The organism is Streptococcus oralis subsp. tigurinus, assembly GCF_002356415.1.
In the GTDB taxonomy this organism is placed as follows: Bacteria; Bacillota; Bacilli; order Lactobacillales; family Streptococcaceae; genus Streptococcus; species Streptococcus oralis_F.
In genome coordinates this window covers 237,838-259,418 of sequence record NZ_AP018338.1, presented here as the reverse complement: position 1 = coordinate 259,418, position 21,581 = coordinate 237,838, and the positions used below count along the sequence as shown (strand labels likewise).

The 21,581-nt window shown below is 42.7% G+C and carries 16 protein-coding genes and 2 pseudogenes; 8 read left to right on the top strand and 10 right to left on the bottom strand.

The features are described from left to right. Positions 1-28: 28 nt before the first annotated feature. The 8 genes from STO1_RS01345 to rpoB form a co-directional block, all read right to left on the bottom strand. Positions 29-1,285 carry a competence/damage-inducible protein A gene (locus tag STO1_RS01345; protein ID WP_096421635.1) on the bottom strand — a complete coding sequence of 419 codons (1,257 nt, stop codon included), beginning with the start codon at positions 1,283-1,285 and terminating at the stop codon, positions 29-31. Between the two features lie 73 nt (positions 1,286-1,358). Further along, complete coding sequence (gene brpA / locus STO1_RS01340; RefSeq protein ID WP_061588622.1) at positions 1,359-2,399, bottom strand: glycopolymer--peptidoglycan transferase LytR; 1,041 nt, start codon at positions 2,397-2,399, stop codon at positions 1,359-1,361. Positions 2,400-2,403: 4 nt separating this feature from the next. Further along, a complete protein-coding gene (locus STO1_RS01335; RefSeq protein WP_021164629.1) occupies positions 2,404-2,925 on the bottom strand; it encodes a GNAT family N-acetyltransferase in 522 nt (173 codons plus the stop codon). Next, positions 2,915-3,358: a tRNA (adenosine(37)-N6)-threonylcarbamoyltransferase complex ATPase subunit type 1 TsaE gene (gene tsaE / locus STO1_RS01330; RefSeq protein ID WP_007520747.1), complete on the bottom strand. Its 444-nt coding sequence runs from the start codon at positions 3,356-3,358 to the stop codon at positions 2,915-2,917. The genes STO1_RS01335 and tsaE overlap by 11 nt, the downstream gene beginning before the upstream one ends. Positions 3,359-3,443: 85 nt before the next feature. Then, positions 3,444-4,067 carry a hypothetical protein gene (locus STO1_RS01325; RefSeq protein ID WP_007520749.1) on the bottom strand — a complete coding sequence of 208 codons (624 nt, stop codon included), beginning with the start codon at positions 4,065-4,067 and terminating at the stop codon, positions 3,444-3,446. A gap of 136 nt (positions 4,068-4,203) precedes the next feature. Then, positions 4,204-4,623, bottom strand: coding sequence for a nucleoside-diphosphate kinase (gene ndk, locus STO1_RS01320; protein ID WP_007520750.1), 420 nt, complete (start codon positions 4,621-4,623; stop codon positions 4,204-4,206). Between the two features lie 108 nt (positions 4,624-4,731). After that, positions 4,732-8,397: a DNA-directed RNA polymerase subunit beta' gene (gene rpoC, locus STO1_RS01315; protein ID WP_007520751.1), complete on the bottom strand. Its 3,666-nt coding sequence runs from the start codon at positions 8,395-8,397 to the stop codon at positions 4,732-4,734. 32 nt (positions 8,398-8,429) lie between these two features. Next, positions 8,430-12,041 carry a DNA-directed RNA polymerase subunit beta gene (rpoB, locus tag STO1_RS01310; protein ID WP_096421633.1) on the bottom strand — a complete coding sequence of 1,204 codons (3,612 nt, stop codon included), beginning with the start codon at positions 12,039-12,041 and terminating at the stop codon, positions 8,430-8,432. Between the two features lie 441 nt (positions 12,042-12,482). On the opposite strand from rpoB, the gene STO1_RS01305 reads away from it, so the two are divergent. Further along, positions 12,483-16,382, top strand: coding sequence for a pullulanase (locus STO1_RS01305; RefSeq protein ID WP_096421631.1), 3,900 nt, complete (start codon positions 12,483-12,485; stop codon positions 16,380-16,382). 75 nt (positions 16,383-16,457) lie between these two features. Here STO1_RS01305 and STO1_RS01300 read toward each other — a convergent pair. Further along, positions 16,458-16,886 (bottom strand): annotated as a pseudogene (locus STO1_RS01300) (IS30 family transposase); the annotation flags it as partial. A gap of 208 nt (positions 16,887-17,094) precedes the next feature. On the opposite strand from STO1_RS01300, the gene STO1_RS09845 reads away from it, so the two are divergent. From STO1_RS09845 to STO1_RS01275, 7 genes and pseudogenes are all read left to right on the top strand, one after another. Next, the gene (locus STO1_RS09845; protein WP_231870002.1) at positions 17,095-17,253 is read left to right on the top strand and encodes a hypothetical protein; all 159 of its coding nucleotides are present in this window, start codon (positions 17,095-17,097) and stop codon (positions 17,251-17,253) included. Next, complete coding sequence (locus STO1_RS09840; protein ID WP_331712430.1) at positions 17,235-17,582, top strand: GNAT family N-acetyltransferase; 348 nt, start codon at positions 17,235-17,237, stop codon at positions 17,580-17,582. The genes STO1_RS09845 and STO1_RS09840 overlap by 19 nt, the downstream gene beginning before the upstream one ends. Before the next feature lie 98 nt (positions 17,583-17,680). Further along, positions 17,681-17,845, top strand: a complete 165-nt coding sequence (locus STO1_RS09675; protein ID WP_021164627.1) for a hypothetical protein — start codon at positions 17,681-17,683, stop codon at positions 17,843-17,845. A 3-nt stretch (positions 17,846-17,848) separates the two neighbouring features. Beyond that, entirely contained in the window at positions 17,849-17,992 is a 144-nt protein-coding gene (locus STO1_RS01290) for a phosphotransferase (protein WP_080619106.1), read from the top strand. A 103-nt stretch (positions 17,993-18,095) separates the two neighbouring features. Beyond that, positions 18,096-18,665 (top strand): methyltransferase family protein, encoded by a 570-nt coding sequence (locus STO1_RS01285; RefSeq protein WP_096421629.1) that lies wholly within the window; start codon positions 18,096-18,098, stop codon positions 18,663-18,665. Between the two features lie 160 nt (positions 18,666-18,825). Beyond that, a pseudogene (locus STO1_RS01280) lies at positions 18,826-19,053 on the top strand (adenylate kinase); the annotation flags it as partial. Between the two features lie 388 nt (positions 19,054-19,441). Beyond that, positions 19,442-20,299 (top strand): 5'-nucleotidase, lipoprotein e(P4) family, encoded by an 858-nt coding sequence (locus STO1_RS01275; RefSeq protein ID WP_000703383.1) that lies wholly within the window; start codon positions 19,442-19,444, stop codon positions 20,297-20,299. Between the two features lie 229 nt (positions 20,300-20,528). Here the strand turns inward: STO1_RS01275 and STO1_RS01270 are convergent, their stop codons facing one another. Continuing rightward, positions 20,529-21,581 (bottom strand): LLM class flavin-dependent oxidoreductase, encoded by a 1,053-nt coding sequence (locus STO1_RS01270; protein ID WP_096421627.1) that lies wholly within the window; start codon positions 21,579-21,581, stop codon positions 20,529-20,531.

Sequence of the window (21,581 nt, the reverse complement as noted above, 5' to 3'; positions counted from 1 at the left end):
TTCGACCTATCTTTCATTATACCAAAATTTAGTCACTTAATAAAGCCTTGCGAACTAGGTTAAAGGCATGCATGACCGCAATATGTCGAACATCTGCTCGACTCCGTCCTGCAATATTAGCCTTGATAACCTCTGTCCCTTTTGCATGTGCCAGTCCAATAAAAACTGTGCCGGCGGGATGCCCCTCTAGGCTATCTGGCCCAGCTACACCTGTCAGACTGACTCCATAATCAGACTGAGTCTTGAGCCGTGCCTGCTCTGCCATTTTTCGAGCCGTAAACTCAGAAACGACCCCGTGTTCTTTTAGCTCTTGCTCGGAAATATCCAACATCTTGGACTTTTCTTCTAGGCTGTAGGTGACAAACCCTCCATTAAAGATAGCTGAAACACCTGAAAAGTCTGCTAAAGTAGCCTGAAAGAGACCTGCCGTCAAGCTTTCTGCCGCAGTAATGCTTTTCTGTCTCTTCTTTAGCTCTTCTACAACGACACTTGCGAGGCTGGTTTCTTCCCCATATCCATAACAGATGTCGCGCAGAGAAATTCCCTCAAAAGTCTGGCGATCCAAGATTTGATTTTCTAAGATATCCAGTACTTGATCAGCCTTTTCTTGACTAACTGCTTTTGTAGACAGGCGCAAAGTCACTTCTCCCGTCTTGGCATAAGGAGCCAAGGTCGGATCCGTTTGCTGGTCAATCAAGTCCGCCAAAATGGTCACCAACTGACTCTCACCAATTCCAAAGAAACGAAGCACTCGGGAATATAGTTTGGTGCCTGTCATCAGCTTGGGTAAAAGTTGATTTAAGACCATGGGTTTCAACTCACTTGGCGGTCCCGGAAGGACCACGTAGGCTACGCCATCCACTTCTAAGATTCCTCCAACAGCCAATCCTGTTTCGTTTGGTAGTGGAGTCGACCCTGCTACAAGTTGAGCTTGTCTTTCATTATTTGGTGTTCTCGCATAGTCTGGTCTCTGAGCAAAAAAGACATCCAACTTTGCCTGCGACTGAGGATCGAAGGCTAATTCTTTCCCTAAAAATTTAGCTAGAGTTTGTTTGGTCAAATCATCCTCAGTTGGTCCCAAGCCCCCTGTCAAAATCACAAGATTACTACGTTGGCTCGCAATCTCAAGCAAGGACAAAAGACGAGCTTCATTGTCTCCGACAGCTGTTTGGAAGTAGACATCTACCCCAATTTCGGCTAGCTTCTCTGATAAAAACTGAGCATTGGTATTGACGATTTGCCCTGTTAAAATTTCTGTTCCAACAGCAATAATTTCTGCTTTCATATTTCCTCCTACTTATCTATTCGAATTCTTTTTGAAAAAATCGCAGGAAATTTCCCACGATTTGATTCTTTTCTTATTCTGCTTCTTCGTTTGAAGCGTTAGTACTGGTTGAAGGCGCTGTCCGACCAAAGGCTGTTTCGTACAGTACCGCATTGGTTTCCAATTCTGTCACTGGCTCTTTACCTAGTGAACGACGCAAGAGATTTTGCATCTCGAGCATATGTTCTGAAGTGACAATCTGATAAGAAATTCCCTGTAGCTCAGCATCTTCCCCACGCAATTGATGCGTTTCGATATTCTTGAAAGAATCTTGATAGCCGAGCAATTGTGGAATACTCTTGGCTGAAAGATCTACGTTGGTCTGCATATTGTTGCTCAATGCTTTGAGGATGCCTTGATAGTGGCTCACACTGTTTAGGCTCAAAACTTTCTCAACGATTTTTTGAATGACTTCACGTTGACGTTTTTGACGACCATAGTCTCCTTCAGGGTCTTGGTAACGCATCCGTGAATAAACCAACGCTTCCTCACCATTCAAGGTTTGTTCTCCAACACCGATGGAGATCTTATTAAACTCTTCTTGGTCAGTTATGGAAATTGGGAAACCAAGTGTATTGTTGACGGTGATTCCACCAACTGCATCCACCAATTGTTGAAGGCCTTGCATGTTGACCATTACATAGCGGTCAATGTGGATATTCATCATCTTTTGAATAGTAGAAATTGCAAGCTCCGCACCGCCATTGGCATAGGCCGCATTGAGTTTGGCTTCCTGAACTTGGCCATTTCCACTCTCGATCTTGGTCAGAATATCCCGTTCCAAACTCATCATAGTGGTTTTCTTTGTTTTTGGATTAACCGTCAAGAGAATCATGGAATCACTATTCCCTGCCCACGGATCTGTACGTTCCGAATTTCCCGTATCTACCCCCATTAGGAGAATCGTTAGAGGCTCAGTTGCTTCGATAACGTTGGTTTCTTCACCGATTTTTTTGTAAGTTTTTTGACTCAGGGTTGCAGTTCCCTGCTGATAGATTGTGTAGGCATAAATTCCTACACCTACAACTGTTACGGCCAGGAAACCTAGCACCATTCCAATTAATTTTTTGATCATCTCGTTATTTATCTATCAATTTGCCCATCAGACAAACATCTAAAAATATCCCTTCTGCTAAATAGGCTCCTCTTTCTTGCAAGCCTTCTGTGATAAATCCCATTTTTGAATAGAGGTGGATAGCAGCCTCGTTTCGTTTTTGTACACTGAGTTGCAAGCGGCGCAAGACACCACTGGCTTTAGCCCACTCGATGCCTTCTTCTAGAAGTATTGTAGCCAAGCCTTGGTTCCAAAATTTCTTGCGAACTGCTAGAAAAACATCTCCAATATGCCGAACTCTTAAATGTTGATCCGATGTGATATTTAAGATACCTGCAATCTCATCATTCAGTAAGGCGAGAAGAGTAATTTGATTCTCCGATGCAACTTGTTTTTCGATAAAAAGAGCCATTTCAGACGCTGTCATCATGATACCATTTTCATCTAGGCTAGTGAGGTCTGTTTCTTGACCGACACAATCTAAAAATGCAATCAAAGCTGTAGCATCTGAAGTCTCTGCCTCACGAATGCACAACTCATACTCCATCATGAAGCTCCTTGATGAGTTGTTCAGCCCGAGGGCCATGAGCCGTAAAATGAAGACAACGACCCTCTGCTTCTTTCAAAATTTCCAATTCCAAATAGGAATCTGGTAAATCCTCACCCAAAAGATGCCCCCACTCAATAACAGTCACACCGCCACCAAAGAGAAACTCATCCAAGTCAATAGAATCAGCATCCCCTTCGATACGGTAGACATCCAAATGGTAAAGTGGCAGACGCCCTTCATACTCTCTCACGATAGTATAAGTTGGACTTTTAATCATCTGACGGATATCCAAACCCTTAGCAAGGCCTTTTGTAAAGGTTGTTTTACCCGCACCCAACTCTCCCGTCAAGATCAGAACATCGTCTTTTTGAAGCAAATGACCTAATCTTTCTCCGAGAGCTAGAAGCTCTTTTTCATTTTTTGTGTACATGCTACTATTATACCAAAAAGTTTCCTTTTGTGTGAATTTTCTTTATAGACTTACTATGCTAAATTTACAGTTTTCCTTGCCTTTCTTAGAAAAAGGTAAAAATACAAATAACAAATAAAACATCGCGAATCACATGTCCATAAAATGAAATTTCCCTTTGCACGGATTTTGGAAAGAGGAAACGCGCACATAAAAAACCGAGACCGATATAAAGGAGAATGGAGGAGATTGTTACGGGATTTCTCAAGAAAATAATCGTGCCTAAAACGGAAATCACAACCGTTCTCTTCTTGTTCAGATGGTTGTCCATATCCCGAATATATTTATCAAAAGGTAAGAAAATCCATAGATCTACTCCCAGCAAGAAAAAGAATGAAGGCAAAAAGAGGTCAACCAGATCCTGCTGCAATTTGCTAGTAGTTTGGATGCTTTCTGTGAGAACCAGACAGGTTGCCAGAAGATTGACTACTAAAAGAAGGCTATAAACAAGGCTTACTTTCTTTTGAACACGCAAAATACTATGACTTTTCTGACCCAAGGTATGGAAGTAATTAATCCCGGCACAAAAGCCTGAAACTCCCACTATGAGAATTAAAAAATAGACATTTCCTTCTCTTAAAGATAAAAATGATTCCTTCCACAATAAACAACTTCCAAATAAAATTTGAGCGACAGCTAATAATAATAAAACACGAATTGATTTCATCATTTCCTTTTCTTCCTCCGTATAAGAAATTATACTCTGACAGGATTAGAAAATGATAAATGACTTCCAAAATGTCACATTCCGACGCTGAACGGTACAAAAAACAGTTCCGTCATTCACAGAACTGTTCTCTTCTAATCTAATCCCTAAACCAGAGAGCGATTTCTCGTTTAGCTGACTCTTCTGAATCTGATCCATGTACCACGTTTTGAATGGCTTGATTTTCTCCTGCCGCCTTAGCAAAATCTCCCCGGATGGTTCCTGGTAGTGCCTCTTCTGGACGAGTGGCCCCCATCATGTCACGCCAGCTTTCAATTACCTTGGGACCTGAAATGATTCCAACAATTATTGGGCCTGAGGTCATAAATTGACGGATAGGAGGATAAAAACTTTTTTCAACTAAGTCGCGATAGTGTTGGTCAATCAAATCTTCTGAAACTGTTGAACGTAACTCTAATTTTTTGAGTTTGAAACCACGTCGCTCAATTCTTTTCAAAACCTCGCCAACTAGACCTCTCTTCACACCATCTGGCTTAATGATAAAGAATGTTTGTTCCATATAAATCCCCTTGTCATTTTAGTTCTTCTATTCTACCACACTTTATGGAAAAATTGGAAAATTTTCTGAAACAAAGAAAAGAGAACCCGGAGGTTCTCTTATTTGCTTTTATTCTACAGTTTCTTCAGATTGGATTTCCACAGTTTCATCTACTGGAGTAAGTTCTGCCTCTTCTTGTTCAGGAGCCAGATATTCTGCGTCATTGATTGCCTGTGGTTCAAGGTTACGGTAGCGAGCCATACCAGTACCTGCTGGGATGATCTTACCGATGATAACATTTTCCTTAAGTCCAAGGAGATGGTCTTTCTTACCACGGATGGCTGCATCTGTAAGGACACGAGTTGTTTCCTGGAAGGAAGCCGCTGACAAGAAACTGTTTGTCTCAAGCGAGGCTTTGGTGATTCCCATAAGGACTGGGCGACCTGTCGCTGGGACTCCACCGGCGATAAGGACATCTTTGTTCGCATCTGTAAAATCGTTGATGTCTAAAAGGGTACCCATGAGAAGATCTGTATCACCTGGATCCATGACACGGACTTTACGGATCATTTGACGAACCATAACCTCGATGTGTTTGTCACCGATTTCTACCCCTTGGCTACGGTAAACTTTTTGGACTTCACCGAGAAGGTAAGTTTCAACTGACAAGACATCACGAACAGCAAGGAGATGTTTTGGTTGGATAGAACCCTCTGTCAATGCTGCACCACGAGAAACTTGGTCTCCAACTTCAACACGCATACGTGCTGTAAATGGAACGACATATTCTCCTTCGCCAGTTTCACCCTTAACAAAGACTTTCTTCGTACGAGTTGACGCGTCTTCTTCGATGGCTGTAACTTGTCCTTTGACCTCTGTAATAACCGCTTCCCCTTTTGGATTGCGGGCTTCAAAGATTTCTTGGACACGAGGAAGACCTTGAGTGATATCGGTATTTGAGGCAACCCCACCCGTGTGGAAAGTACGCATGGTAAGCTGTGTCCCAGGTTCCCCGATAGATTGGGCAGCGATTGTACCAACTGCTTCCCCAACTTCAACCGCATCACCAGTCGCCAAGTTGATACCGTAACAGTGACGGCAGACTCCATGACGAGTGTTACATGTAAATACGGAACGGATAGTCACCTCTTCCACACCAGCATTGACAATCTCGCGCGCCTTGTCTTCTGTGATTAACTCATTTGGACCAATGATAACTTCGCCAGTTTCTGGGTGTTTAACAGTTTTCTTCGTGTAACGACCGTTGAGACGTTCTTCGAGTGACTCGATCATCTCTTTTCCTTCTGCGATAGAGCGGATTAAGAGACCACGGTCTGTTCCACAGTCGTCCTCACGGATGATAACATCTTGGGCAACGTCGACCAAACGACGAGTAAGATAACCTGAGTCGGCTGTCTTAAGGGCCGTATCGGTCATACCTTTACGGGCACCGTGAGTTGAGAAGAACATTTCGAGTACTGACAAACCTTCGCGGAAGTTTGAAAGGATTGGCAATTCCATGATACGTCCGTTCGGAGCGGCCATCAGACCACGCATACCGGCAAGTTGTGAGAAGTTCGAGATGTTACCACGGGCTCCTGAGTCCATCATCATAACGATTGGATTCTTCGGATCTTGGTTGTCGACCAAGCGTTTTTCCAATTTCTCACGAGCTGCACGCCATTCAGCTGTAACGGCATTGTAACGTTCATCATCAGTGATCAAACCACGACGGAACTGTTTTGTGATTTGCTCTACACGCTTATGAGATTCTTCGATGATTTCAGCCTTGTCTTCAACCACTGGGATATCAGCAATCCCCACTGTCAATCCAGCAAGTGTTGAATGATGGTAACCTAAGTTTTTCAATCGGTCCAAGAATGCAGAGGTTTCTGTTGTACGGAAACGTTTGAAAATCTCAGCGATGATATTTCCAAGGTTTTTCTTCTTGAATGGAGGATTGAGTTCAAGGTTGCGAATTGCTTCCTTGATATCGCCACCTAGTGGCAAGAAGTACTTAGCTGGGAGTCCTTCTGTCAAGTTCGCATTATTCGGTTCTTGCAAGTAAGGCAGACCCTCTGGCATGATGTCGTTGAAGAGGATTTTACCAACTGTTGTCAGCAAGACCTTGTGTTTTTGCTCTTCTGTCCATGGTTTGTTGAGGCTGTCTGTCGCGATACCAACACGTGAGTGGAGGTGAACATAACCATTACGGTAAGCCATAACAGCTTCATCACGGTCTTTGAAAACCATTCCTTCACCTTCACGACCAGCTTCTTCCATGGTCAAGTAGTAGTTCCCCAAAACCATATCCTGAGATGGAGTAACAACTGGTTTACCATCTTTCGGATTCAAGATGTGCTCAGCAGCAAGCATCAAGATACGAGCTTCTGCTTGAGCTTCTTCTGAAAGCGGTACGTGGATGGCCATTTGGTCCCCGTCAAAGTCGGCATTGTAGGCTTCACAGACAAGTGGGTGCAAGCGGAGGGCCTTACCATCAATCAAGACTGGCTCGAAAGCTTGGATACCCAAACGGTGAAGGGTCGGTGCGCGGTTCAAAAGCACTGGGTGTTCTTTGATTACTTCTTCAAGGATATCCCAGATACGTTCGTCTCCGCGTTCCACCAAGCGTTTAGCTGCTTTGACGTTTTGCACGATATCACGAGCGACGATTTCACGCATGACGAATGGTTTAAAGAGCTCAATAGCCATTTCACGTGGCACACCACATTGGTACATCTTAAGAGTTGGACCAACGGCGATAACGGAACGTCCTGAGAAGTCAACACGTTTACCGAGCAAGTTTTGACGGAAGCGTCCTTGTTTCCCTTTAAGCATGTGGCTCAATGATTTCAATGGACGGCTACCTGGTCCTGTGATCGGACGACCACGACGACCATTGTCAATCAAAGCATCAACCGCTTCTTGAAGCATACGCTTCTCATTCTGAACGATGATACCTGGTGCATTCAACTCAAGCAAACGAGCCAAACGGTTGTTACGGTTGATAACACGGCGGTAAAGGTCGTTCAAGTCAGATGAGGCAAAACGGCCACCATCCAACTGCAACATTGGACGAAGATCTGGTGGAATAACTGGAAGGATGTTGAGAACCATCCATTCAGGTTTGTTTCCAGACTTGTAAAAGGCATCCAAAACATCCAAACGACGGATGGCTTTGACACGTTTTTGTCCAGTAGCTGTTTTCAACTCTTCTTTGAGTTCAGCAATTTCTTTTTCAAGATCTACTTGTTTCAAAAGGTCTTGGATGGCTTCGGCACCCATCTTGGCAACGAATGATCCATAACCATATTCACGCAAGCGCTCACGGTATTCGCGCTCTGTCATGATAGACTTGTGCTCAAGTGGTGTATCCTTAGGATCAATCACCACATAAGCCGCAAAGTAGATCACTTCCTCGAGGGCACGAGGGCTCATATCAAGGGTCAACCCCATACGGCTTGGAATCCCCTTGAAATACCAGATGTGAGATACAGGAGCTTTCAACTCGATGTGTCCCATACGCTCACGACGAACTTTTGTACGCGTTACTTCAACCCCACAACGGTCACAAACAATCCCTCTGTAACGAATGCGTTTATACTTACCACAAGCACATTCCCAGTCTTTTGTAGGACCAAAGATGACTTCGTCAAAGAGTCCTTCACGTTCTGGTTTCAACGTACGGTAATTAATTGTTTCAGGTTTTTTGACTTCTCCATAAGACCATGAACGGACTTTGCTTGGAGAAGCTAGGGTGATTTGCATACTTTTAAAACGATTTACATCAACCACTATTTCTTCCCTTTCTATTCTAAGTGAACTGCTTATTCTTGTTCAGCAGTTTCTTCTGTTGCTTCCGCTTTTGTTGCTTTCTCTGCTTCTTCAGCTTCAAAGGCTGCTTTAGCCTCTTGGGCTGCTTTTTCGCGGGCTTTTTCAAGGTCATCTACGTGGATGACATCTTCGTCCATTCCTTCATCCAAGTCGCGAAGTTCCACTTCTTGGTCATCTTCGTCAAGGACACGCATGTCAAGACCAAGAGATTGCAATTCTTTCACAAGAACTCGGAATGATTCTGGAACACCTGGTTTTGGAATTGGTTTTCCTTTTGTGATAGCTTCATAAGCTCTCAAACGTCCGTTAATATCGTCAGACTTGTAAGTCAAGATTTCTTGAAGAACATTTGACGCACCGTAGGCTTCAAGAGCCCAAACCTCCATCTCACCGAAACGTTGTCCACCAAACTGAGCTTTACCTCCAAGTGGCTGTTGAGTAACGGTTGAGTAAGGCCCGACTGAACGCGCATGCAATTTATCATCAACCATGTGGTGGAGTTTGATCATGTACATGACACCAACTGATACACGGTTGTCAAATGGTTCACCAGTACGTCCATCATAAAGGATAGTCTTGGCATCGCTATCCATACCTGCTTCTTTGACAGTGTCCCAAAGGTCTTCCGAACTTGCTCCGTCAAAGACTGGTGTTGCGATGTGGATACCAAGAGTACGTGCTGCCATACCAAGGTGGAGCTCCATAACCTGACCGATATTCATACGTGATGGCACCCCAAGTGGGTTCAACATGATATCGACTGGAGTTCCATCTGGAAGGTAAGGCATGTCTTCTACAGGAACGATACGAGAGACAACCCCCTTGTTTCCGTGACGTCCGGCCATCTTATCTCCGACCTTGATCTTACGTTTTTGAGCAATGTAGACGCGAACTAGCATGTTAACGCCTGATTGCAACTCATCTCCATTTGCACGTGTAAAGATCTTGACATCACGAACGACACCATCGGCACCGTGTGGTACACGAAGAGAAGTATCACGCACTTCACGAGACTTGTCTCCAAAGATAGCGTGCAAGAGACGTTCTTCAGCTGAAAGGTCCTTTTCACCCTTAGGTGTGACTTTACCTACAAGGATGTCCCCTTCTTTAACCTCGGCACCAATACGGATAATTCCCATTTCGTCAAGGTTTTTAAGGGCATCTTCTCCAACGTTTGGAATTTCACGAGTAATTTCTTCAGGCCCAAGCTTTGTATCACGCGTTTCTGATTCGTATTCTTCGAGGTGGACAGATGTGTAGACATCGTCTTTCACCAAGCGTTCGCTCATGATAACGGCATCCTCGAAGTTGTAACCTTCCCAAGTCATGTAGGCAACGATTGGGTTTTGTCCAAGCGCCATTTCCCCTTTTTCCATAGAAGGTCCGTCAGCGATAAAGTCGCCTTTTTCAACGATGTCCCCAACTTTAACAAGGGTACGTTGGTTGTAGGCAGTGCCTGAGTTTGAACGACGGAATTTTTGAACATGGTAGACATCTAGGGAACCATCTTCACGGCGAACTTCTACCTTGTCCGCATCTGCGTAGGTAACTTTACCGTCATGCTGAGCAATAACCGCAGCTCCAGAGTCGTGAGCTGCTTGGTATTCCATACCAGTACCAACGTAAGGTGCTTTTGGATCAATCAATGGCACAGCCTGACGTTGCATGTTGGCACCCATGAGGGCACGGTTGGAGTCATCGTTTTCCAAGAAAGGAATACATGCAGTCGCAACGGCAACTACCTGTTTTGGTGACACGTCCATGTAATCAACCACTTCTGCTGGATACTCTTGGTTGACCCCTTGGTGACGTCCCATGACAACTTTCTCAGCAAAAGTACCATCTTCGTTCAATTTTGAATTAGCCTGCGCTACAGTAAATTCATCTTCTTCATCGGCTGTCAACCAAACGATTTCGTTTGTGACTACACCTGTTTCACGGTCAACCTTACGGTATGGTGTTTGAACAAATCCATACTTATTCAAGTGTCCGTAAGATGACAAGTTATTGATCAAACCGATGTTAGGTCCTTCAGGTGTCTCGATTGGACACATACGACCATAGTGAGTATAGTGCACGTCACGTACTTCATATCCTGCACGGTCACGTGTCAAACCACCAGGTCCTAAGGCTGACAAACGACGTTTGTGAGACAACTCAGAAAGCGGGTTGTGTTGGTCCATGAACTGTGACAACTGTGATGAACCAAAGAATTCTTTAACTGCAGCTGTTACAGGACGGATGTTGATAATTTGTTGTGGTGTTAAAACTTCATTGTCCTGAACAGACATGCGTTCACGGACATTACGTTCCATACGAGAAAGTCCAAGACGTACTTGGTTGGCAAGCAATTCACCAACTGCACGGATACGACGGTTTCCAAGGTGGTCGATATCATCCACACGTCCGATACCTTCTGCCAAGTTAAGGAAGTAGCTCATCTCTGCAAGGATATCCGCAGGAGTTACAACACGAACCTTGTCGTCTGGATTGGCATTTCCGATGATGGTTACAACACGGTCTGGATCCGTTGGAGCAACAACCTTGAATTTTTGAAGCACAACTGGTTCTGTCAAAACAGCTGCATCGTTTGGAATATAAACGATCTTGTTCAAGTCTCCATCCAAGTGACTCTCGATACTTTCAATCACGCTACGAGTCATAACGGTACCAGCTTCTACCAAGATTTCACCAGTTTCAGGATCTACCAATGGCTCAGCGATGGTTTGGTTGAGCAAGCGTGTTTTAACGTTGAGTTTTTTATTGATCTTGTAACGACCAACTGCTGCCAAATCGTAGCGACGTGGGTCAAAGAAACGAGCCACAAGTAAGCTACGTGAGCTTTCAGCCGTCTTAGGCTCACCTGGGCGAAGGCGTTCGTAGATTTCTTTCAAGGCTTCGTCTGTACGAGAGTCCATTGGATTCTTGTGGATGTCTTTTTCAACGGTGTTTCGAACCAATTCACTATCACCAAAGATATCAAAGATTTCATCATCACCTGAGAAACCAAGCGCACGAACCAAGGTTGTAAATGGAATCTTACGAGTACGGTCGATACGAGTATAAGCGATGTCTTTTGAGTCGCTTTCAAGTTCCAACCAAGCTCCACGGTTAGGGATAACAGTAGAACCATATCCCACTTTACCGTTCTTGTCTACTTTGTCGTTAAAGTAAACACCTGGTGAGCGGACCAACTGAGAAACGATAATACGTTCACCACCATTGATGATGAAAGTACCCATTTCGGTCATGATTGGGAAATCACCAAAGAAGACTTCTTGGGTCTTGATTTCGCCTGTTTCTTTATTAATCAAGCGGAAGGTTACAAAAATTGGTGCTGAGTAGCTAGCATCGTGGATACGAGCTTCTTCTAGCGTGTATTTTGGTTCCTTGATTTCATATCCAACAAATTCCAACTCCATTGTGTCTGTGAAGTTTGAAATTGGCAATACATCTTCAAATACTTCCTTAAGACCGTGATCTAGGAAATCTTTGAATGAATCCGTTTGAATTTCAATCAAATTTGGTAAGTCAAGAACTTCTTTGATTCTTGAAAAACTACGACGGGTACGATGTTTCCCGTATTGAACGTCATGTCCTGCCAAGATGATTCTCCTTTGTAAATAAATTCCAAGCCTTGTCAATCAGGCTTTTCTAATCGTCATATGGTTTTAAAAACCCTATCACCGTGTCCCTTTGACGAATTTTCAGAATCTTTAAATCTTTGTTACAAGCACTCGAAAACCTGAAAAAAAGCACAAAAAGAGCAGCTAAATCTGACTTTTTCAGAAGATTTAACTGCTGTGAGCCTTGTCTGGACAATATTTCAGACAAAACCTACGACAAATGATTATTCATATTATACCTTATTTAGCTAGATTTTTCAAGGTTTTTTTACTATTTTTTAAACAATCTTTTCCTATATATTATTTTAAAATTTCAAGAGAATGAAGCATTACATTTTCTCTTAAAAGTTAGGAAAACGCTTGCACTAATGTTTACCTCGTGCTATACTGATAGGAAACAACTACACAAGGAGAATTGTGATGAAAAAGATCCCATCTCAAACTGAGAAAAAAATGATTTATGGTATTCGTTCTTTGAAAAACGGAACTGGTTCTGTCCTTATTGGTGCCAGTATTGTCCTACTTTCTGCTGCAATGCCAACTATTTCAGCTAACGAAAATCTACCTCAAACTCAGGAAAATACTAGCGCTGTGACCAAGGCCCCTACTGAGACTGAAACGAGTCAAACTCAAAAGGAAACGCCTATTTCTGAACAAAAGAATGCAAACGCTTCCCTTGATTCTAAAAAGGAAGCTCCAGCTGCGGAAACTACTACAGCACCAGAAACACCTAAAACAGAAAATGCTACTACAAGCCAAGCTAACAGCAAGGAAGAGAAAGTAGATGCCAGCACTTTGGCGCCAACTTCTGATCAAAAGCCACAAGCTGACACATCCTCTGAAGAACCCATCGCAGACAACCACTTCCGCATCCACGTAAAAAAACTCCCTGAAGAAAACAAAGATTCTCAAGGTCTTTGGACTTGGGACGATGTTGAAAAGCCGTCTGAAAACTGGCCCAATGGAGCCAATTCCTTCAAGGATGCCAAGCAAGATGACTACGGCTATTACCTAGATGTCAAACTCAAAAATGAGCATGCCAAGAAAGTCAGCTTCCTTATCAACAATACCAAGGGGGATAACCTGACAGGGGACCGTTCTGTAGAGCGCCTCTCTCCAAAAATGAACGAGGCCTGGCTAGATGAAAACTACAAGGTATACAATTATCGACCTCAACCAGCAGGAACTATTCGTGTCAACTACTACCGCACCGATGGCAACTATGACAAAAAATCTCTCTGGTATTGGGGCGATGTCAAGACTCCAAGCAGTGGAGAATGGCCTGACGGTACTGACTTTACCGCAACTGGAAAATATGGTCGCTACATTGATATCCCACTCAATGAAGCTGCGAGAGAATTTGGATTTTTATTACTAGACGAAAGCAAGAAAGGCGATGATGTGAAAATCAGAAAAGAGGATTATAAATTCACTGATCTAAAAAATCACAGTCAGATTTTCCTCAAAGATGATGACGAAACCATCTACACCAACCCCTACTATGTGCACGATATCCGCATGACTGGTGCCCAACACGTGGCTAAATCTCGTATCGAAAGCAGTTTTTCTACCCTAGTTGGAGCTAAGAAAGACGACATCCTCAAACACTCCAGCATCACTGATTACCAAGGAAATAAAGTGGCTATCACAGACGTGGAAGTAGATGAGGCAGGTAAAAAAGTGACTTACATCGGCGACTTCTCTGACACTCAACACCCTTACACTGTCAGCTACAATTCAGACCGCTTTACCACACGTTCAAGCTGGCGCCTCAAGGATGAGTCCTACAGTTACGATGGTCCACTCGGCGCAACTCTAAAAGAAGATGGCAAGCGGGTTGATCTCACCCTCTGGTCTCCAAGTGCTGATAAGGTTTCCGTTGTTGTCTATGACAAGAAAGACCCTGAAAAAGTAGTTGGAACTGTCGCCCTTGAAAAAGGAGAAAAAGGAACCTGGAAACAAACTCTGGATGCAAACTCTGGTCTCGGTATCAGCAACTACACTGGCTATTACTACCACTACCAAATCGAGCGCCAAGGTAAAACTGTCCTCGTTCTTGACCCTTATGCCAAATCATTAGCGGCTTGGAACAGTGACCTAGCAAAAACAGATGCCGCTCATAAGGTCGCTAAGGCTGCCTTTGTTGATCCATCCAAACTAGGTCCGCAAGACTTGACCTATGGGAAGATTCGTAACTTCAAATCGCGTGAAGATGCCGTTATATATGAAGCTCATGTGCGTGACTTCACTTCGGATCCTGCCATCGCAAAAGACTTGACCAAGCCATTTGGTACCTTTGAAGCCTTTATCGAAAAACTAGACTATCTCAAGGACTTGGGTGTGACCCACATCCAGCTCCTTCCAGTCTTGTCTTACTACTTTGTCAATGAATTGAAAAACCATGAGCGTTTGTCTGCCTACGCTTCAAGCAACAGCAATTACAACTGGGGATATGACCCTCAAAACTACTTCTCCTTGACTGGTATGTACTCAAGCGATCCTAAGAATCCAGAAAAACGTATTGCCGAATTCAAAAACCTCATCAACGAAATCCACAAACGTGGCATGGGGGCTATCCTGGACGTGGTCTACAACCATACTGCCAATGTTGATATTTTTGAGGATATTGAGCCAAACTACTATCACTTTATGGACGCAGACGGAACTCCACGTACTAGCTTTGGTGGCGGTCGTTTGGGAACTACCCACTACATGTCTAAACGCGTCTTGGTAGACTCTATCAAGTATCTGGTTGAAACTTACAAAGTAGATGGTTTCCGCTTTGATATGATGGGTGACCACGATGCGGCTTCTATCGAAGAAGCGTACAAAGCTGCCCGCGCCCTCAATCCAAATCTTATCATGCTAGGTGAAGGCTGGAGAACCTATACTGGTGATGAAAATACGCCTGTACAACCTGCTGACCAAGATTGGATGAAGAAAACAGATACTGTCGCTGTCTTTTCAGACGACATCCGCAACAACCTCAAGTCTGGCTATCCAAACGAAGGCCAGCCTGCCTTTATCACAGGTGGCAAACGCGATATCAATACCATCTTTAAAAATCTCATTGCCCAACCAACTAACTTTGAGGCTGACAATCCTGGAGATGTTATCCAGTATATCGCAGCCCATGATAACTTGACCCTCTTTGACATCATTGCCCAGTCTATCAAAAAAGATCCAAGCAAGGCTGAGAACTATGCTGAAATCCATCGCCGTTTGCGACTTGGAAACCTCATGGTCTTGACTGCTCAAGGAACTCCGTTTATCCACTCTGGTCAGGAATACGGACGTACCAAACAATTCCTTGATCCAGCCTACAAGACTCCTGTCTCAGAGGATAAGGTGCCAAACAAGTCTCACTTGTTGCGTGATAAGGACGGCAAGCCATTTGTCTATCCTTACTTTATCCATGACTCTTACGACTCTAGTGATGCTGTCAACAAGTTCGATTGGACCAAGGCTACAGATGGTAAAGCTTTCCCTGAAAACGTCAAGAGCCGTGACTACATGAAAGGTCTGATTGCTCTTCGTCAATCTACAGATGCCTTCCGACTCAAGAGTCTTCAAGACATCAAAGAACGCGTCCGCCTCATCACTGTCCCAGGACAAAATGGTGTTGAAAAAGAAGATGTGATCATCGGCTACCAAATCACAGCTCCAAACGGCGATGTCTACGCAGTCTTTGTCAATGCGAATGAAAAAGCTCGCGAATTTACTCTAGGAACGGCATTTGCTCACTTGAGAAAGGCTGAAGTCCTGGCAGATGAAAACCAAGCAGGACCAGTAGGAATTGCTAAACCTCAAGGTCTTAAATGGACTGAAAAAGGGTTGCAATTGAACGCTCTCACTGCCGTTGTTCTCCGCTTGTCTCAAGGTGGTGCCATCGTTGCCCCAGCTGTGGAAGAAAAACCAGAATTTGATCTTTCTAGCTTAAAACAAGAACAAGGTCACAATAATGACCAAGACAATATTTCAAACCGAGTAGTCAAACCTGAACATCAAGATCCAGCTCCACAAGCTAGACCTGATTCTACTAAACTAGATAAAAAAGTAGCTGATGCAAAAGATAAACCTAGCCAAGCTACAACTGATTCACAAGCTACACAACTAGCACAAGAAGCATCTGTAAAAGAAGCTCTTCAAAACGGAGCAGTAGAAAACTCCAGCAAAGAGAATATACCTGCAACCCCAGCTAAACAAGCTGGACTTCCAAATACAGGAATCAAAAACGATAACAGACTCCTGTTTTCAGGAATCAGCCTCCTTGCGCTCCTTGGCCTCGGTTTCTTACTAAAAAACAAAAAAGAAAACTAAACTAGCCCTCCTATAGAAAAATCCCCCGAGCCTTAACGCACGGGGGATTGATTTTTTATATCCTAGGTTGTCAAATTAAGTTAGACTTTTCAAGTAACTCAGAAAAACTTGGTATGGTGATTGATAATTCAATGATTTCCTAGGAATTCTATTTCTTTTATCAGCTATAGCTGATAAATAATTTTGAGAAATATTCGTAAAATCCATTTGTTTCGGAAGTCCATTTCGTCTTAATAAGCCATTAGAATGTTCATTGAGACCTCGTTGACCAGGACATCCTGAATCCGCAAAGAAAATATCAATATCATGTGCATTCGAAATAGATTTCCAATTAGAAAATTATTTCCCACAATCAAAAGTTATCGACTTAAAGAGATGACTGGGAACTTGAGACAACCATTGATTGATGGAGGCCTCAATATCACTTGCTTTTTGTCCCTCAGTTTTCAGTGTGATGATGGCTTTTGAGAGGCATTCTACTAAGGTAATGATTGCTCTTCTGTGTTTTCTTGATAGTAAGCCTCTATCATTACAAGCTCGTTTGTAGTAAGATGAGTATAGGTCATTTATGTTAGTTCCTTTCAGACAAATGTGGTGGTTTATCTGAGCCTAACATAGATGGCCTTTTCTGTCTAACTTTTGGAGTGCAGTACAAAATGCTAAGAGTAGTGGCCACTTGCGAAGCATTTGGCTAGTAAAGGGTAGAAAGTACATGATTGTTTATAGAAGATTATATTCAAAATACATAGACGATTACTATGATTACTTAAATCAGTTGGACACTGAAACTGATTTTATGATGTTTGAGCCCAAAGAGCGAGAGTTGAAAGTTGGTAAAGAGAAAATAGCAAGCTGGCTAATAAACTGGTAGCTATTGACAATCACAGAATCATTGTCCATATTTCAGCTGAGAAAGAGAAGGTTAATCGTACCGCCCACTTGGCTTATATTGTGCTAGGCGTGTTAAAAGATTATCGCGGACAAGGTATCGGAACAGAATTTTTCAAACGTTTAGATTTTTGGGTGCAAGAAAATAAAATAGTCCGTTTAGAGTTGAGCATAGAAACAAATAATGATGTGGCTATTCATCTATATCAAAAGAATGACTTTGAAGTTGAGGGAAGAAAAACTAAAACAATGTTGGTTAAAGGGCAATATAGAGATGAGTATGTCATGGCGAAAATCAATGAAATATTCTAATTAGCAAAGTAGGTAATAAAATGAGTATACAGCTAAAAAGCTTAGACAAAAATGATTTACTACCACTCTGACAACTTGGTTTTTGTCAGGAGAAGCCTATGTGGAAAGATTTTGATGCACCTTATTTTAATGATTATCAGGCTTTTTCGACTGTTGATGAATTTTTGTATAGTGATCGTGCGGCATCTTTCCTGAGCGACATTGCTGACGGGAAATTCGTCCTTCTTGCCTCAGATGCTAGCTATGCTAAAAAATCATGGTAGGGCTTGATTTTACCGGGAATTTCCTTGGATAAGGACAAGCAGATGACCTCGCTCAAGTGGGCCAAGGAAGAAAGCCAAGACCCCAACTGCCTGCAAGTCATTGCCAACCACGATACGGCAGTGGAGCCTGGTATCATTGAATTTTAAGTTCACACTCTTTTCTTAGGAAAGGAGCTTTTTTTGAAAATTCTTTAGACTTTCACTAGATTTTCCCAGTTGAAAAGAGTAGAATGAGGGAGGAGGTCAAAAAATGTCTACAATACAAACAATTTTTATCTATCTTATATTTGTTCTTATTGTGCTATCAGAAATATATATTAAACATCACACTAAAAAGAATAAGGCTGAACATTCAGCTGATGACGGAACACGCTATGTGATTATCGCTAGCGTCGTCTTGTCCTTGCTATCGGTTAATCTTGACAATCTAGCAGTTTTTCGTGTGGAACTACCAAGCATTTTTCTTTTTCTAGGTTTTCCTTTGGCTATCTTTGCCATAGCCTTGCGTCTGTATGCGGTCAACTACCTGGGCAAGGCTTTTACCTTAGCGGTGCAGACGACAGACCAGCAAAAGCTGGTAGATAGCGGACCTTATGCGATTGTGAGAAATCCTACCTATACAGGCAGCATCTTGTCCCTGCTAGGTTTGTCTCTCATCACACTGAATCTCTACAGTTTTCTCTTGTCTCTCTTAGTTTTGGTTGTTGGCTACGCTATTCGCTTACGAGTTGAGGAGAAGGTCCTAGGAGAGCATTTCGGGCAAGCCTATCAAGATTATTGTAGCAAGGTTAAATATCGAATTTTCCCTTTTATTTGGTAGGACAATATCAGAATACAACATCTTATGAGACGAATAGAAAAGAATGATTGAATGAGAGATTCGCTAGATATTCTAGCGGATTTTTTCTCATAATAAGATGTGAATAGTTATCAGAAAGTTCTATAATGTAGGGAAGAAAGGGTTTTCAACAAATGATTTCCTGATAATTGGGGCTTCTCACACGGGGAAGACGCTTTTGGCGCAGAAAATACTAGAAGAGTTTGGTTATCCTTATTTATCAGTGGGTTTGCTGAAAATGGGTTTGATTAGAAGCGGGCAAACGGAGCTGACAGCGGCAGATAGCGACTTACTGACCGATTACTTGTGGTCTATTGTCAAAGAAATCATCAAGACAGCGCTTGAAAATCGGCAGCATTTGATTTTTGAAAACCCAAATTGTCAAATTAAGTTAGATTTTTCATGTAACTCAGAAAAACTTGGTATGGTGTTTATCTGAACCTAACATAGATGGCTTTTTCTGTCTAGCTTAATTTTACAAATTGGGATCTATAAAGAAAAAATCCCTGAAAAGCTTGATGTTACTAGCCTTTCAAAGATTCACTTTATTTTCATCTATTTTCCAAAAAGAAGCTGATATAGATTTTCTATCAAGCCGATTGAGTTTTTTTATATCCATCTTCATTCCCAAATTAAGTACATAATTTTATCCTAATACCAAATTACTACTGAAAAATTTATTTTTTCTCGATATTTCCTTGCACAAATCCCATGAAAACGCTACAATGTTAATAGACTATTATTAGGGGGATCGGATTATGAAAATATCCAAAGTTACTATTACAATTGCTTCTACACTTGCTTCCGTCATTTTACTGACTGGCTGTGGCACAAATTCGGCAAATTCACAGACAACACAAAGTAGTACATCTGACAATCAGGTTACAATGACCTATGATCAGTTGCGTTCAAGAGAGAACACTATGTCAACTCTTTGGTATCAAAAAGCAGCTGAAACCAAGGCACTCTATCTACAAGGTTACAATGTCGCTACTGATCGTTTGAAAGAACTACTAAAAACACAGACAGATAAACCCTACTCTATCGTTTTGGACTTGGACGAAACTGTATTAGACAATAGCCCTTATCAAGCGCAAAATGTCAAAGATGGAACAGCATTTACCCCAGAAAACTGGGATGTCTGGGTAAAAAAAGCCGCAGCCAAGGCTGTACCAGGTGCTAAAGACTTTCTCCAATTTGCAGACCAAAACGGTGTCCAAATTTACTATGTATCTGACCGCACGATAGATCAGGTAGATGATACGATCAAAAACCTAGAGAATGAAGGAATTCCTGTACAAAGCCGCGATCATCTCATGTTCTTAGAAAAAGGCGTCAAATCTAAAGAAGGTCGTAGACAAGCAGTCCAAGAAAAAACCAACTTAGTCATGCTACTAGGAGACAATCTTGTGGACTTTGCAGAGTTTTCAAAGACCTCTGAAACTGAGCGCGACCAAAAATTAGAGGAATTACAAAAAGAGTTTGGTGAGAAATTCATCATTTTCCCTAACCCAATGTACGGATCATGGGAAAGCACTGTTTACAATGGTAATAAATTGGATGCCAAGGGTCAAACTGAAGAGCGCCAAAAAAACTTACAAGGTTTTGATAAATAAAATAAGAGAGCTATATACCAGTTTACACCAACCATAAGATATCGTATTTGTGAGAATATCAAAAAAGACGACTTCCAAGCGGAAATCGTCTTTTTTGCTATTTTATCTTGTACTTGGTATAAACTGGTATATATTCCACTAGATAGTATGCTCTACCCCTTGTACCACTTCCACCTGTTGCTGAATCCATGGGTGTTCCTCACCAATCGACTCAACTGATTGAATTTTTTTATATCCTCTCTTTTATGGCAAAGTAAGCACGTACTTTGGGCGTCACTTGCGTGCCAAAGAGCTCAATAGCTCTCAGAACTTGATCATGAGGCATGGAACCAAGCGGTAGATGGAGCATGAAACGGTCCAAGTCTAAATCCTCAATCATGTGAATCAATTTTTCTGCGACCTGGTCAGGATTTCCCACAAACATGGTACCATTTGGACCAATTTGCACCAAATATTGCTCATAGGTCAACTCTTGCCAGTGTGGACGGTCCTTGGAAATAGCATCCACCACTTGCTTGGTCGGATGGAAATAATCTTTGACAGCCTGCTCGCCATCTTCAGCAATCCAGCCCCAAGAATGAGCGCCTACTTTCAGGTCTTTATCCGCATGATCGGCTTCCCTACCAATTTCACGATAAGCTTGAATCAACTTTTTAAAATAACGCGGATTGCCACCGATAATAGCATATACAATCGGCAGCCCCGCCTGAGCAATCTTCACTGTTGATTCGACATGGCCACCTGTCGCCACCCACAATGGCAATTTGTCCTGAACTGGACGGGGATAAACTTCTTTTCCAGCAATGTTTTGGTTCAATTGACCTTGCCAGTCTATCTCGGTCTTTTCATTGACTAACTGGAGCATGTCTAATTTCTCATCAAAGAGAGCTTCATAGTCTTTCAAGTCATAGCCAAACAGTGGGAAAGATTCGGTGAATGAACCACGCCCTGCCATAATCTCTGCACGGCCATTTGACAAAGCATCGATAGTGGCATACTGTTGGAACAAACGAATTGGATCCATACTCGAGAGAATGCTGACCGCACTAGTCAAACGAATCTTCTTGGTATTGACTGCACCAGCTGCAAGAACAATCTCTGGCGCCGATACCGCAAAGTCCTCCCGATGATGCTCCCCAATCCCGTACACATCCAAACCAACCTTATCAGCCAGCTCTATCTCTGCCACCAACTGACGAATGCGTTCATCACGACTGTAAATCTGCCCAGTCACCTCCAGGGCTGTTGTTTCACCAAATGTTGAAATTCCTAATTCTACCAT